The sequence below is a fragment of the Chryseobacterium candidae genome (assembly GCF_004916905.1).
Lineage (GTDB): Bacteria > Bacteroidota > Bacteroidia > Flavobacteriales > Weeksellaceae > Chryseobacterium > Chryseobacterium candidae.
The window spans coordinates 1-13,666 of sequence record NZ_SDLV01000031.1 but is presented as its reverse complement, the minus strand read 5'-3'; the positions used below and the strand labels follow the sequence as shown (position 1 = coordinate 13,666).

Sequence of the window (13,666 nt, the reverse complement as noted above, 5' to 3'; positions counted from 1 at the left end):
AGCTGCTTCAATTGAAGCAGCTGGCTTTTTATGTAATTATTTCCAGATTTTTAGATTTTTGTATCTTGTATATTTCTTAATTTGGTGGTATTATTTTTGATGTTTTTATGATCAATCCATTTCTAAAATTATTACTATGAAAAAAATCTTTACTCTTGTTGGACTTATAGTATTAACTTCGTTTTCCAATGCCCAGATTGTGATCAATGAAATCTATGGCGGGAATGTCAATTCAGGATCTGTATTGAAAAATAATTATATCGTCCTTAAAAATATCGGAACTACTTTGGTTTCTTTAACGGGAGCAAGTATTCAATATGCTCCGGCCATAGGTGCTTTTACAGAATATCATACGCTTCCGGATTTTACATTAGGACCGGAAGAAACCTATTTAATTCAGGAGTCAGCGATTGAAGGTGGTGTTGAAAATCTGCCAAAACCGGATTTTATTGCAACTACAATTATAAATTTTGACGGAACTCCTAATAAATCTTCCGGATTAAAAATCTCCAACGTATCAGGAAAAGTTGCATTAGCCGGAAATATAGTGCAGGTCACCGGACCTTCTGCGTCCAATGTTCTGGATTTTGTAGGATATGGATCCAATGCAGATCAATTTAAAGGAGATGGCCCAGCTCCTTCTCCCACTACAACTACAGGCATCAAAAGAAATTTAGTAGGAAGTAATGATAATATGTCAGACTTCTCTCTCGAAGGCAGCGTGAAGTCTGGTTTTGTACAGAATCCTTTTATAAAAGACAGCAGAATAGTGTTCGGAACAGATGTGAAAGATGTGAAAGTTTACGATACATACAGACAGGTTGTTAAAAAATCACCTACTAAACTGGCTTCAGCTCTTGATATTGCAGAACTTCCCAAAGGAACTTATATTGTGACAGGAACGATTAACAATATTCCGATCTCACAGAAAATTATAAAAGATTAGTTTTTAATAAAAAGAACAGCCTGTATTCATAAGCTGTTCTTTGACTTTTATATTGTTATCTATATAAGATTTAATCCACAAAGATATCCACAATTTTTTCTATTAATACCAGCCTCTTCTTGCTGCATTAATAATGGATCCGAGATTAAGAATTAAAGTATATCTGATACGTTTTCCGTAATCTTTGAATGAAGGTTCAAAACCCAGAGAAGACTGGATCGGGAAATATACTTCCAGAAAATCAGGGATGATTCTTACTTTAACTCCTGTGTCCCATATGAATTTGGCAGGAAGATCTTTATTTTTATATACTCCGGCATCCGCATACACATGGAATATTTTCCATACACTGGAATCTACATTGGCAGAGGTGATCCATTGGTTCACTGTTCCCGGCAGGAAAGATTTAAAACCACCATCAGCTAATATAAACTGTTGAGAAAGGAGGCCGCTGCTGGCACTTTCTCCCAAAAGAGTATAAGAGAATGAATAGTTGGAAACCCTGGAAATTCCATAGTCAAAGAGGTTATTTCTGGTGTTGTTTCTTAAGAAGTATCCGGCAAATAAACGTAAGCTTAGCTTTTGTTTAGGGGCAAATTCCCATCTGTAGAAGCCTTCAGCCGTTATTTTATTGAAATCTTCCATTCCCTGGGCGCTCAGGCTGAAGCTTTTTTCATGAATCATCTGGTTATCGCTATAACCATAGCCAATACTCCAGAGATTATATTTGCTGTAATCATTATTGGCGATCATTTGAGGACTCAGATCTCTTTCAAAATAATTATAGGAAACTCCAAGACTTCTGCTTACAGTACTTCTTGGGTTCTTTCTGAAGTTAATTGAAGATGATATTGAGGTTTTTCTGTAGGCCAGATCATAATCATAATGGAAATAAGAGCCTGAAAGACCGAATGTAAGACTTCGGATAATGCTTTCAGCAGGCAGAATAGAGTAGGAGACTGCTCCGGAACCCGTAAGTTTTCCTGTTCCGGTACTATAGGTTGGAGTTACCGAATACAGGAATTTCTGATCAAAGAAAGATTGATTTTTAAAATTAGCTCCCAAAAGAAATTTATCATACGTATTGTTGAAACGCACTCTTGGGCTGATGTAAATCTCATTGTATTCCGGGTTAGGAATATCTTTTATTAATTTAAGTTTAATTTTTTTCGTATTGGAAAACAGTCCTTTCGCATACAGAAAGTTGTCTCTGTAATTGGATTCCGGGAAAATATAGCCACTGTTTAAGGTGGTTTTGTAAATATTCTCTGATGCAGGAAGTGACAGGCTGGTGGTACGTTCATTTTCCTCCGTGTCTATCCAGTACGTTTTCTTTTCTCCTTCTCTGGTTTCTGTTTCCAGTTTTACAGGAATAGAAATGTCTGTATTTCTTACAATTTTTATTTGCAGAGAATCATTATCTTTTCTGATGTTTTTCAATTTAAAATCAATCCTGTTCTTTTGTTTGAAAAAGTTGGAGAGATAGGCGGCTGACTTATTGTTTTCAGCAAGGGATGACAGAAATTCATCAGGATTAATTTTTTTTCCTGAATTCTGAGAAATATAATTTTTTACAATTCTATCAAATTGTTCATATCCCATTTTGTCTGCCGAATAGTTGAAAAGACTTCCGGTTTCAAAGCTGCTGATGGCCATATCATTGAAATTACTCAAAACGGGAAAATGTTCATCGATTTTCTGATCAAGGTTCTGCAGCATGATATACTGATAGGAAAGCCCATAGCGGTCCAGAAGTTTTACTTTGGAGGCATGGAATAACTTTAACGGTTGAAGTCCAAAGATTCTGGTCTCGGGAAGTGTACCTAAAAGTTTCGTATCAGCATAGAATTTTTTGAGATATTGAATTTCAAGATAAGATTTTAACCCATTTTTAAACCAGTGATCTTTTTCTTTATCTGCAATAACGCCTTCGTCAAGAATTTTCTTAGCGATGATCCCAAAATAATCCATATCCGTTTTTTCGGTCTCGGTAAACAGACGGAATCTGAATTTCCAGAAAGTAATATCATTATTCCCGAAAAAGTCTTCTTTGGCTCTGAATTTATCTGAGATAAAGATACTTTTCGGAAGATACCCGATGCGCTCCTTAATGAATTTTAATTGTAAAGGAAGATAAAACTCCAGGTTTTGTTTTTCATCCGGTTTCAGATTATATCCAAATTTAATTTCGATTTCATCGCCGTCAACATTGGTTTTGATGGATTGAAATTCTGTTGTAGAAATCAGGAATTCAGGATCTGAATCGAGATATCCCTTAAATGAATTCATCTGAACCTGTGGAAGATTTCCCTCAACAAAACTATTTACAGGGATGTCAAAGTGAATGGTCCAGAAAGTATTAAAGCTTATCTGTTCCTCAATATCGTGATAGTTTCTTCTGGAAATATTGTCCGGATCAAAATGATCCGGAACAATAAAGAAATATTTTAATACAGTATTCTGAGCGGATGTTCCGTATCCCGTAAAGTTTTTATCGGGAAGCTGCATCCTGTATTGCAACTGTAAAGTGACGCTTTCGCCAGGTTTTAACACATTTTTCAGAGGAATAAAAAGATTTTCATCCGAGAGTGTATTGACAGGAAGAACTTCATTTTCAGAATTTTTAATATTCAGTTCAAGAAGTTTTCCCAATTGATCATTTTTTGCAAAATGCAAATCATTATTCCGGTCTTCCAGTTTTCTGTAGACTAAAGAAGTTCCCCGTTTATTGTACGCGGAAACCCAATTCAGGAGTTTTATGGTCTGCAGGTCTTTCCCGGAATGATTGTAATAAACAATTTCCTGACGGACATCAAGATTCTTTTTGTCAGGAGACAGTTTTGTTTCAATGTATATACTGTCTGTCTGTGCAGAAACCTGTACAACTCCACATAACAAAATAAGGCAAAGGCTGATCTTTTTCAAATATTCGTGATAAAGCCCAAATATAACTTATTTTGTATATACTTTATAGCATTTTAACCTTGAATTGCTTTTTTTTCCAAAGAATTAATGTAAGCGTTCCATCCCTCTGTTTTATAAGTGATTGCTGATGCTTCCGGATCATTGGATTTGTAGATTCCTCTTCCTACAATAATAAAATCTGTGTGAAGTGTTTTGAAAACATGTTCCGGTGTGTTGTACTGCTGCCCTTTACCGTCTCCCGAGTCTGCAAGATTTACCCCCGGAGTGAACAATAGCAGATCTTCAGGAATTTTATTCTGAGATACACCGCCAATTACATTAGGGTGAGATAAAGCTACTTTTAAAGCTTCTTCACGATAGCTTGCAGTTGTTAAAGCTCCTTTAGAAGACATTCCAACGATGGCTACCACTCCTACATTTTTGAAGCAGTCTAATGATTCAAAACCTCCGATTACCTGAGAAGTTACGAAATCTGCCCAATCCGTAATTTTGAAAACCCCGCTTGTGAACTGAAGTTCCTGCGTGTTTCCGATATCAGCAAATTTTCTGTCTTCCATCAGTAAGAACTGGTGTTTTGCAGCAATAGCTTTTAAAGGAGTAATTGTTTTTTCGTATTCGAAATCAGAAATAATATCGATATGCGTTTTTAAAGCAATAATATGCGGACCTACTTTTTCAGCAAGTTCCAATAGCTCGTGAGTTGTGGTAACATCTGCAGAGGCAATAAGGTTTGATTTTTTTGTCAAGGCCGTTTCCAGTAATTTTTTTGAAACGGAATGTTGTGCTGCCTGAAGTTTCTGCTCATAAGAAGATCTTGTTTCTTCTTCAAACTGAATGTGGTTCCCCTGAAGGAAGTCCTGGATTCTTTTTACTTCTTCATCTGACAACTCACCTGTTTCCTGAAGAATATGGCATACTTCCGAAATATTGAAAAGAGTATGTACTCTATATCCTTTACCTTCCAGTAATTGTTTTCCTCCCTGCTCTCTGTCAAGTACCACCACAATGTCAGAAACTTTAAGATCTTCCTGTTCTATTTCAGGAATGGTTTCCAGCAAAGATTTCCCCGAAGTGATCACATCTTCTACCAAAAGACAGTTTTGTCCTTTCTGGTAAATTCCCTCAATCAGCTTTTTGGTACCGTAGCTTTTTGCTTCTTTTCTTTTAATAATTAATGGAATATAGCTTTCCAGAGACATTGCAGTAGCCATAGGAAGCGCAGCATAAGGAACTCCACAGATTAAATCAAAATTATCTAACGGAAGCATTTCCAGTAAATAATTTGCAAGATTTTTTAAAATTTTAGGATCTGAAGCCAAAGGTCTCAAGTCTACATAAAAAGGACTTTCAATACCGCTTTTCAGGGTAAACCTGCCGAATTTGATGATGCCTAATTTGTAACACTCTAAGAAGAATTCTTTTTTACTTTCCATTATTTTTTATTAGATATTGCAAATTTAAGGAATTGAAATAAGGCTTAAAAATTTATCGCTCATTTGTCAATAAAAAACCATCCCGGATTGGCCGGGATGGTGTGAAAAATATAATAAACTATTATTTTACGATTTCAGCATCAATGATTTGGGTACCACTGTATTTTTGCTGAGCTTCCCATAATAAAAACTTGTCCACCTCTTTAATGAGCTTAGGAATGGTAAGTGACAATACTGCCAGGTCATCCATGACTCCAATTACCGGTATCACAAATTCAGGAAGGAGGTCAATAGGAGAGAGCACATATAAAATTCCCAGTAAAGGAAGAATAATGTCTATGGATTTCATTGGATAAATTCCTTTTCTCCACATTTTAACCATTCTGAAAATATCAGGGATCTTTTTTATAAAGCCCTTATGATTGATGGCTTCTTTTGCAAGATTTAATTTTGAATATTTCATTTTGTGTTTGGATTAATAAATTTTTCAATGCTATAAAATTCGCAAATCCTGTACCAACAAATTATAAAATTTAGTTAAAAAATTATTTGATAATATTGTCAATGAACTGATGCACAGTCTCTGTGTTCCAGTCTTTTGTGGCATCCTCTTTAATAAGGATTCTTCCGTGTTTATCCAGCAGGAAAGTGGTAGGAAATACCTTTGGAAGAATTTTCTCAGAAATTGGACTTTGAGCAATATATACAGGAACAGTATAATTATTTTCTTTCAAAAACTTTCTTACATCTTCTTCCTTATCATTCATGGCAATCAGTACAAAATCTACATGATCCTTTCTGGTATCATACAGTTTCTGAATAGAAGGCCATTCTTTTCTGCAAGGCGGACACCATGTTCCCCAGAAGTTCAGAAAAATACCTTTGTCCTTAAAGTTTTTAAGATTAGTGCTTGGCGTATTGATTCCTTTAAGCTCTATATCATAATCTTCTTCACTGATATGAACCGCATTTTCTATAGTAGCTACCGGAAAGAATGTATCCTTCAGAAAGTTTCTTACTCCTGGTATAAAAGCAACACCAGCGATAATCACAATAAGTATAAGATAAATGATGTTTTTTTTCATATCTCTTTTTTATAGAAGATCCAAAATTTCCTGAACAGCATCTTTCCCTCTGTTTTTAGCATAATATATTTGCAGATCATTATAGAAAGAATCTTTTGAATATGCTTCAGGATCGGCTTTATATTTCATCAGAAGTTCATATCCATATTTAGGACGTGGTCCCCATGAATTTTTTACATTCAGGTCTTTATCAAGGATAAGTACTTTCGGAATGGATTCCGTACCATTAGTTAAAAACTGATTGATTAAACTTTTATCACTGTCTCTCAGAAAAACTCTTACTTCGTTATGTCCTTCAAAAAATCTGAAAAGAGCAGGCACTGTTGCACTTGCATCTCCACACCATGCTTCAGAAATAATCAGAATTCTTCCGTCAAAGTTTTTGGCTGCAAGTTCTTTCAGCTGATCTTCATCCGGAACGTATTTTTTTACCGTTCGGTCCATTCTCTGAAGACCCAGTTCGTAATATTGTTTATAGTCAGCTTCCTGTTGGTTGGCAGGATTCTCTAATCTTTCTTTTGCAATCTGAAGATATTTTTCAAACGAAATTCCTTTATCCCAGTAATTTTTCATTACTAAAAATATTTATGTTAAAAATTATTGATGTTTCTTGTTTTATTGATCAAAAACAGGTCTGCCAGTACAAATGCAGCAAGACCTTCCACTACAGGAACGGCTCTTGGAACTACACAAGGATCGTGGCGTCCTTTTCCTTCTACAATAACTGGGTTTCCATCTTTGTCAATACTGTCCTGAGGTCTCAGAATAGTAGCCACAGGTTTGAAAGCTACACGGAAATAGATATCCATTCCGTTGGAAATTCCGCCCTGGATACCTCCTGAAAGGTTAGATTTTGTAGTGAAATCTGTATTGAAAGCATCATTGTGCTCTTTTCCTGTCATTTTAGCCCCGCAGAAACCGCTTCCATATTCAAAACCTTTGCAGGCATTGATGTTCAGCATTGCTTTTGCCAGCTCAGCCTGAAGCTTTGAAAATATTGGTTCACCGATTCCTACAGGAACATTTTTAATCACACAGGTGATAGTTCCTCCGATGGTATTTCCTTCTTTTTTGATTTCTTTGATTCTTGCAATCATCTTTTCTGCCGTTTCAGCATCGGGGCAACGAACATCATTGCTCTCTGTTTGGGAGAAATCTAAAGCCTGATAAGGCTTTTCACAGAAAATATCACCTACAGAAGATACATAAGCGTTGATCTCAATGTCCGGTAAAAGCTGCTTGGCAAGTGCCCCTGCAACTACCCAGTTCATTGTTTCTCTTGCAGAAGATTTTCCGCCTCCGCGATGATCCCTGAACCCAAATTTCTGATCATAAGTAAAATCAGCATGACTTGGACGATACGCGCCTGCAATATGATCATAATCCTTCGATTTCTGATTTTCGTTTTCGATGATAAAACCGATGGGCGTACCTGTTGTTTTTCCATCAAAGATTCCGGAAAGAAACTTTACAGTGTCACTTTCTTTTCTTTGTGTAACGATTGCCGACTGGCCGGGCTTTCTTCGGTTCAATTCGTACTGAACCTGACCGAGATCTACCGCTAAACCTGCCGGAAAATTATTGATGATACCGCCATAAGCCACTCCGTGACTTTCTCCAAATGTTGTAAGACTAAGAAGATTACCTAATGTGTTGAACATGATACAAAATTACCTTTTTTTCTTCAGATAATAAAGTTTCCGGATTTGTTCTATTTATCAATGTTTTCGATAGTATTGATAACCTTTTGGGCTTCCACTTGTTCTTCTGATGTCATTTTTTTCCAGATAAATCCTTTTTTGATGTCATTTTTATCCGAAAGTTGTGGAAAAATGCCTGTCTTCACATTATCGAAAAGATAAGCCGGAGTAATGGCCGGAAGCGGAGTGTCAAAACTATAAGGATAATGGTGGGACACATTAAATTTAAAATTTCCTACTTTATAGGTATCAAACTTTTCATATTGGTAAGTTGAAGGCTTGTAAATCTGTTCTTTTTCAAATCCGGTCATGAATGTTCCGACTCTGAAACTCGGAAGATAACTCTGAATAAATTCAGGAAAAGATAATATAGAAATAAAGAATATACTTAAGACTGAGAAAACGAAAACTGCTTTCTTCCGGTCAAAATATTCATGGAAGATAACAAAGAATATCACAAAAAAGACATCAATAAAAAATCTGTATTGTGCGGAAAATATCAAAACCAATATACTTTTCATCAATAACGAAATAAAAATCAGGGTGATGAGTTTTCTCTTTTTTACCCAGGCAAATACTGAGAAAATAATCAAACTCAAAACAAAGAGAATATTGATTTTAGATTTTATTCCATCCAAAGAAAACCAGTTTCTGATATAATCTGCAGTTGAAAATTTTTGAATTTCCTCATAGGTATACTGCATATCATAGGTTTTCATGATGGCAAATTGTGAGGAAATTTTTAAAACTTCAGGATTAGGTTTCCAGAATATTCCTACATCACCTAATGCTAACGGAAAGATGGGATATCCAAATGTCCAAAGGTTTTTAATGAAGAAAAGCAGGAGAATGATTATTCCTGAAATGAGGTATCTGAAATTGGCTTTAAAAATAAGAAGTGAGCTTAGGAAAGTCAATACAGGCAGCCATATCATGGTTGGTTTTATGGCAAAAACAAATATTGAAAATGCAAAAAGAAAAGTAGTATTTTTCTGTCCTGCCATAATTTCATTTAAAATAATCAATGAAAAAATAATAACAGGGAGATCAGGGCTTGGAGATTGTGAAAAAAGCAGTAACACCGGAAGAAAGCAAAGATGTATCCAGTTTCTTTTTTCAACGGTATATAATGTATAGATGATTAACAATACTGTATTGATTCTTAAAAAAGGATCCGAAAAGTTTGAAAATCCAGCCTGAAAAACATGCCAGAGAGACATTTGGCCTAATGTAAGGTCTGTGTTGGAAATTCCTCTTACAAGTCCATATTCTGTAAGCCATTTCAATGTGGGAATATAATATCCAAAATGATCCAATATATAAGGATAGAAAGAGCCTGCGAATATTACAGCCAGAGAGCTTACACTCAATACTACAAAATCCTTTTTTGAAAATTGATGAAATTCCTTGTAAAGTTTCTTTTTAAAGAAAAAGAAGAGTCCCAATAGAATGGAAGGTACTTCCACGCTCATATTTAAGGGAGTGAAAAAAGAAATAATTGTCCATATCAGGGTTATTCCAAGGATTCCGGATAAAATTTTTCCAGAGATTCCCTGAAATAAAATCCCCCATATTGTTTCCATGATCTTTCCCCAGCCCGTAAGGACAGGAATGATGAAAACGGAAGAAAACAGAATCAGTATCATAAAAAAAGATTGCTTAAAAGTAAGCAATCTTTGTATTTTATCATTAAAAATATTTATTAACGGGGTTGTACTCTTCCATCTTTTCTATCCTGTGATCTACCAATAGTATACCCGGTTGCACCTCCTACAACACCGCCAATAACAGCACCCAGTCCTCTGTTTTTCTTAGCAACTATGGCTCCGACAGCAGCTCCACCTACGGTACCAATGACAGTTCCCTTGGCTGCTTTACTCCATCCTTTTTTCTGAGTAGTTCCCTGGGAAGTACCACTTCCGTTATTGGCATAACTTCCGTTGCTGCTTCCTGAACCGGAATTTGAGTTTCTGTCTCTATACACTGTTCGTGTTTCTCTGATCACCTGTGGTTTTGAATTATTTTCAGCCGACGCTCTGGCTTTTTTGCTTTCTGATACACTATCTGCTTTTTTTTGCGCCTCATATACCATTTTTTCCTTTTCTATTGCCAGTTTTTGTTTTTCTATTTCAAGTTGTCTGGCCTGAAATTCAAGTTTCTGTGCTTCCAGTGACTTTTCTGCAACGCTGTCATCTTTCTTGCAGGCCGTCATTAAAAAGACGGATAAAAACCCTGCTAATACTATCTTTCTCATAATTCAAATTTTAATACCGTAAAGCCAAAATGACTTTTAATTTTAGTTGTATTTTCAATTATGAAGCCAAATTTCAGTTAATGAATGTTAAAATTAACAGTCTGAAAGTGACGTAATTTTGAATAATCATGAATTTTATATTGATAATGCGTAGTTTCAGAGTATTTTGTAAATTTTATTTCATTGATAGTTTTTATTAAATTCATATAAGTTGAGTATTTTTGAATGCCAAAATACTTTTTAATATGAAAAAATCAATTTTTACAGTATCAGCACTGATTGGACTGCTTACTGTTGCAACATCGTTTTCCTCCAGGGAAATAACACAGACCTATAAAGGTTATTCAGGAGCAGCAGATGAAACGCTCAAAACTCAGACTTACAAGATACGTTATGGTCTTCTTTCAAAAAACGGAACAAAAATTCTCTCAGGAAATTACGATGTAGGAAGTTTTCTTGCTGAAAATATAGCGACAGGGGAAGTGTATGATACTTATTACAGTGGTGGATTTCAGTCTGTTCCGCAATATTATCATGATCTTCCTGCAGGAACCTACAGTTTTTCTGCAATGCAGGGGCAGGGTGGCTGGGTAGGTTATGGAACAATAGTTGCTACAGTTTCTGACGCTAATGTAGATTCTGATGGATATATTACAGTGTACATTCCAATTATTTGGGAGGAATAGTCTTGTGAACCAACAAATATTTAACTAAATTTACCCATCCAGAGATGAAGATTTTTTAATTATTAAAATAATTTATATTGTTTTTGTGGTATTTAATTGATTTTCAAGATTAAATCTAAATTGCAAAAACTTTTAATAATACAAAATTATATTTTTATTGATCTTCAGGATGCCGTTTGATTCTTAAAGAAAGTATTCATTCTTCTGTTCCGTTACTGTATAATGTTTTCTGGTTAGAAATGTAATGGTATAATGATCATTTTGAATGATTCTACAATATTCTGTTTGGATTTTTCTAAATAGATTTTTTTCATCATTTGTGTTTTTTAGGCCTCCGGAAGGAGGCCTTTTCTTTGGCTATATATTGTCTAAAGTAACTTTTATTTTACTGATAAGACGATGCATTCTGTTGGTCTGGTAGTTTAGGAGTTTAAAAATTTCATCTGAACTGGTGAAAACCTCAGGAATAATTTTATGATTAATAGTTTTTATTCCCCGCCTTTTCATGGTGTCATGTATCACTCTTGCAAATGAATCTTTTGAACTTTGCTTTGCCTTATCCTGAGAAATTCCATTAGAATGAAGCCTGTACAGATACAGAGGTTCTTTCAGGTATTTCACTCCTCCCTGTTCCAGTATTTTCAGATAAAGATCCTGGTCTACTGCATTTTTCAGATTGGGATTAATTCCCGGAGTCCTTACATAGGCTTCTCTTTTAAAAGTAAAAAAATGAGCTAGCTGAATAGGATAGTTAAAGAAATAACGGTTGTTATAAATTTGTTTAGTGCCAGTATAAATTTTTTCCGGAATCAGACTTTCATTACAAAGCATCATTTTAGAATATACTGCTGAAAGATCATCTCTGTTCATAAATTCCAGTACAACCTTTTCCAGTGCTTCCGGATAAATAGCATCATCAGGATCAAGATAAGCGCATAGATCTCCTTGAGCATATTTCATGCATTTTGCTTTTGTAGACCCGCAACCTTCATTAGTTGCATTATGATAAAGTTTAAAACGGGAATCATTTTTGATCAGAGACTGTATGATTTCAACCGAATCATCTGTAGAAGCATCATCAATGATAATTGCTTCCCAGTTTTTATAGGTTTGGTTAATTAATGATTGATAGCATTCCTTGAAATACTTTCCATTATTATAGTTGGCTACAAGTACAGAAAAACTTATCATGATTTCTTGAATTAATAATGTAAAATTATAAAATTATACGTGTGAAACATATAATCATAATCATTATATGTTTGTTATTTTTTCTTATATTATTGCGAAATAAAATAATTTCTTGGTTTTTTAGAATAATGGTATTTTATCAGGCATAAGGATCATATTCCTATAGATTTTGATTACTGTCTTTTTTTGAGAAATAAAGTATCTAGCCTCCAAATTCTGTATTTAAAAGAAATAATAATTTTATGATTATACTCATAAAATAAAAAAAAAGAGGTGTATATCTTTGGCTAAGAATTAATAGATAAAATAATTTTTATCTATGATATAAAATTTTTTTCATCATTTGTGTTTTTTGAGGCCTCCATTTCTGGGGGCTTTTTATATAAAAAACTTATATGATATTTTAATGTTGATCTTCAAGAAATTTTTTATAAATTTTTTGTGTCTTGAGATTAATATTTTTTTGGATGAATATGTCTAGTGTGTCAATTTGTTATTGAAAATACTTTTTATGACAGATTAGCTATTTTATTTTTTTTATGTACTGAATGTAAATTTTATTTTATTAAAATGTAAATTATTTTTTTTTTAATACTTTTGCCGGAGCATTATATTTATATGAAACTATTAAATATAATTATGAAGAGGTTTTTAAGGTATCTGTAAAATCCGTTTTAAATGTTAAATTGGTGAAAATGGTGCTGCAACAAGAAAATGACTTTTTTTCTCTAAATCGTTATTCTTGGCACGATTTTTCAATATAGAAATGTAACTCATGTTTAATTTGAGTTTTCATGGTTATTAGTTTTTATCCTCGGAATTTCCGGGGATTTTTTTTTGGCTGTTATGACGCTGCTCATAAAAGTCTGCTGGAATGCTCTATTTTTGAAAGAGATAATTTTCCTATTGATCATTATCTTTTACATTATTTATTAATCTCTTTTTTGACCAGGAAGAGCTTGTTTTATATTATTAATAAAATAAAAGTTACATTATAAACAAGAAACCATAAAGGTTGAATAAAGCGTGGAAGAGTACTGCTATAATAAAACTGTAATTAGTAATGTGCTTGTAATAGTAAATATAAAGGTTGTTGAGGATAATGCCTCCAAAAAATGTCATCACAATATAGAGCCAATTATAGTAATGCATTGATGCGAAAATGATACTCATAATGATGATGCAAAATGCTTTATTGTTGAGCCTTATCCATTTGCTTAAAATCAAGTAGGGGAGATACTGAAATATAAAAGTTTCAATAAAAGGGGCAATGAATATGGCAATAAAGTTTAGTTCGTTTTTTGAGATATTTTGAGACTTATTATAATTGATATCAAAATGTAAGTAGGTGTCATTAATATAATTGAAGAAATATCCGTTTAAAACTGCTAAGACAAAAGAAAGGATCAGTCTCAAAAGTTGGGGGGAATGTTAAGTAGCTTTATC

At 34.1% G+C, this 13,666-nt stretch carries 12 protein-coding genes; 2 read left to right on the top strand and 10 right to left on the bottom strand.

Annotated elements, in window-relative coordinates; translation table 11 throughout:
• Positions 1-136 precede the first annotated feature (136 nt).
• Positions 137-946 (top strand): T9SS type A sorting domain-containing protein, encoded by an 810-nt coding sequence (locus EK417_RS15075; RefSeq protein ID WP_136522615.1) that lies wholly within the window; start codon positions 137-139, stop codon positions 944-946.
• Positions 947-1,048: 102 nt separating this feature from the next.
• Here the strand turns inward: EK417_RS15075 and EK417_RS15070 are convergent, their stop codons facing one another.
• The 8 genes from EK417_RS15070 to EK417_RS15035 all read right to left on the bottom strand — a co-directional run bounded on the left by EK417_RS15070 (position 1,049) and on the right by EK417_RS15035 (position 10,343).
• A complete protein-coding gene (locus EK417_RS15070; RefSeq protein ID WP_228457944.1) occupies positions 1,049-3,871 on the bottom strand; it encodes a gluzincin family metallopeptidase in 2,823 nt (940 codons plus the stop codon).
• A gap of 53 nt (positions 3,872-3,924) precedes the next feature.
• Positions 3,925-5,304: an orotidine-5'-phosphate decarboxylase gene (gene pyrF / locus EK417_RS15065; protein WP_136522614.1), complete on the bottom strand. Its 1,380-nt coding sequence runs from the start codon at positions 5,302-5,304 to the stop codon at positions 3,925-3,927.
• 121 nt (positions 5,305-5,425) lie between these two features.
• Positions 5,426-5,767: a YkvA family protein gene (locus EK417_RS15060; RefSeq protein WP_136522613.1), complete on the bottom strand. Its 342-nt coding sequence runs from the start codon at positions 5,765-5,767 to the stop codon at positions 5,426-5,428.
• A gap of 82 nt (positions 5,768-5,849) precedes the next feature.
• Complete coding sequence (locus EK417_RS15055) at positions 5,850-6,389, bottom strand: TlpA family protein disulfide reductase (protein WP_110368017.1); 540 nt, start codon at positions 6,387-6,389, stop codon at positions 5,850-5,852.
• Between the two features lie 9 nt (positions 6,390-6,398).
• The gene (locus EK417_RS15050; protein WP_136522612.1) at positions 6,399-6,962 is read right to left on the bottom strand and encodes a thioredoxin family protein; all 564 of its coding nucleotides are present in this window, start codon (positions 6,960-6,962) and stop codon (positions 6,399-6,401) included.
• A 17-nt stretch (positions 6,963-6,979) separates the two neighbouring features.
• The gene (aroC, locus tag EK417_RS15045) at positions 6,980-8,050 is read right to left on the bottom strand and encodes a chorismate synthase (protein ID WP_076595825.1); all 1,071 of its coding nucleotides are present in this window, start codon (positions 8,048-8,050) and stop codon (positions 6,980-6,982) included.
• Between the two features lie 50 nt (positions 8,051-8,100).
• A complete protein-coding gene (locus EK417_RS15040; protein ID WP_136522611.1) occupies positions 8,101-9,735 on the bottom strand; it encodes an LIC_10190 family membrane protein in 1,635 nt (544 codons plus the stop codon).
• Between the two features lie 56 nt (positions 9,736-9,791).
• On the bottom strand, positions 9,792-10,343 hold the full coding sequence (locus tag EK417_RS15035) for a glycine zipper domain-containing protein (RefSeq protein WP_076595827.1): 552 nt from the start codon (positions 10,341-10,343) through the stop codon (positions 9,792-9,794).
• Positions 10,344-10,588: 245 nt separating this feature from the next.
• Here EK417_RS15035 and EK417_RS15030 point away from each other — a divergent pair, with 245 nt between their 5' ends.
• Positions 10,589-11,029 (top strand): hypothetical protein, encoded by a 441-nt coding sequence (locus EK417_RS15030; protein ID WP_136522610.1) that lies wholly within the window; start codon positions 10,589-10,591, stop codon positions 11,027-11,029.
• A 357-nt stretch (positions 11,030-11,386) separates the two neighbouring features.
• Here the strand turns inward: EK417_RS15030 and EK417_RS15025 are convergent, their stop codons facing one another.
• Together EK417_RS15025 and EK417_RS21720 are read right to left on the bottom strand one after the other, a co-directional pair.
• On the bottom strand, positions 11,387-12,220 hold the full coding sequence (locus EK417_RS15025; protein WP_228408049.1) for a glycosyltransferase family 2 protein: 834 nt from the start codon (positions 12,218-12,220) through the stop codon (positions 11,387-11,389).
• A gap of 987 nt (positions 12,221-13,207) precedes the next feature.
• On the bottom strand, positions 13,208-13,636 hold the full coding sequence (locus tag EK417_RS21720) for a CPBP family intramembrane glutamic endopeptidase (RefSeq protein WP_136522608.1): 429 nt from the start codon (positions 13,634-13,636) through the stop codon (positions 13,208-13,210).
• Positions 13,637-13,666: the final 30 nt, after the last annotated feature.

Excerpts from the sequence above, each read along its gene's own strand:
- EK417_RS15075 (WP_136522615.1), top strand. The coding sequence starts at position 137 with ATGAAAAAAATCTTTACTCTTGTTGGACTTATAGTATTAACTTCGTTT.
- pyrF (WP_136522614.1), bottom strand. The coding sequence starts at position 5,304 with ATGGAAAGTAAAAAAGAATTCTTCTTAGAGTGTTACAAATTAGGCATC.
- EK417_RS15060 (WP_136522613.1), bottom strand. The coding sequence starts at position 5,767 with ATGAAATATTCAAAATTAAATCTTGCAAAAGAAGCCATCAATCATAAG.
- EK417_RS15055 (WP_110368017.1), bottom strand. The coding sequence starts at position 6,389 with ATGAAAAAAAACATCATTTATCTTATACTTATTGTGATTATCGCTGGT.
- EK417_RS15050 (WP_136522612.1), bottom strand. The coding sequence starts at position 6,962 with ATGAAAAATTACTGGGATAAAGGAATTTCGTTTGAAAAATATCTTCAG.
- aroC (WP_076595825.1), bottom strand. The coding sequence starts at position 8,050 with ATGTTCAACACATTAGGTAATCTTCTTAGTCTTACAACATTTGGAGAA.
- EK417_RS15040 (WP_136522611.1), bottom strand. The coding sequence starts at position 9,735 with ATGATACTGATTCTGTTTTCTTCCGTTTTCATCATTCCTGTCCTTACG.
- EK417_RS15035 (WP_076595827.1), bottom strand. The coding sequence starts at position 10,343 with ATGAGAAAGATAGTATTAGCAGGGTTTTTATCCGTCTTTTTAATGACG.
- EK417_RS15030 (WP_136522610.1), top strand. The coding sequence starts at position 10,589 with ATGAAAAAATCAATTTTTACAGTATCAGCACTGATTGGACTGCTTACT.
- EK417_RS15025 (WP_228408049.1), bottom strand. The coding sequence starts at position 12,220 with ATGATAAGTTTTTCTGTACTTGTAGCCAACTATAATAATGGAAAGTAT.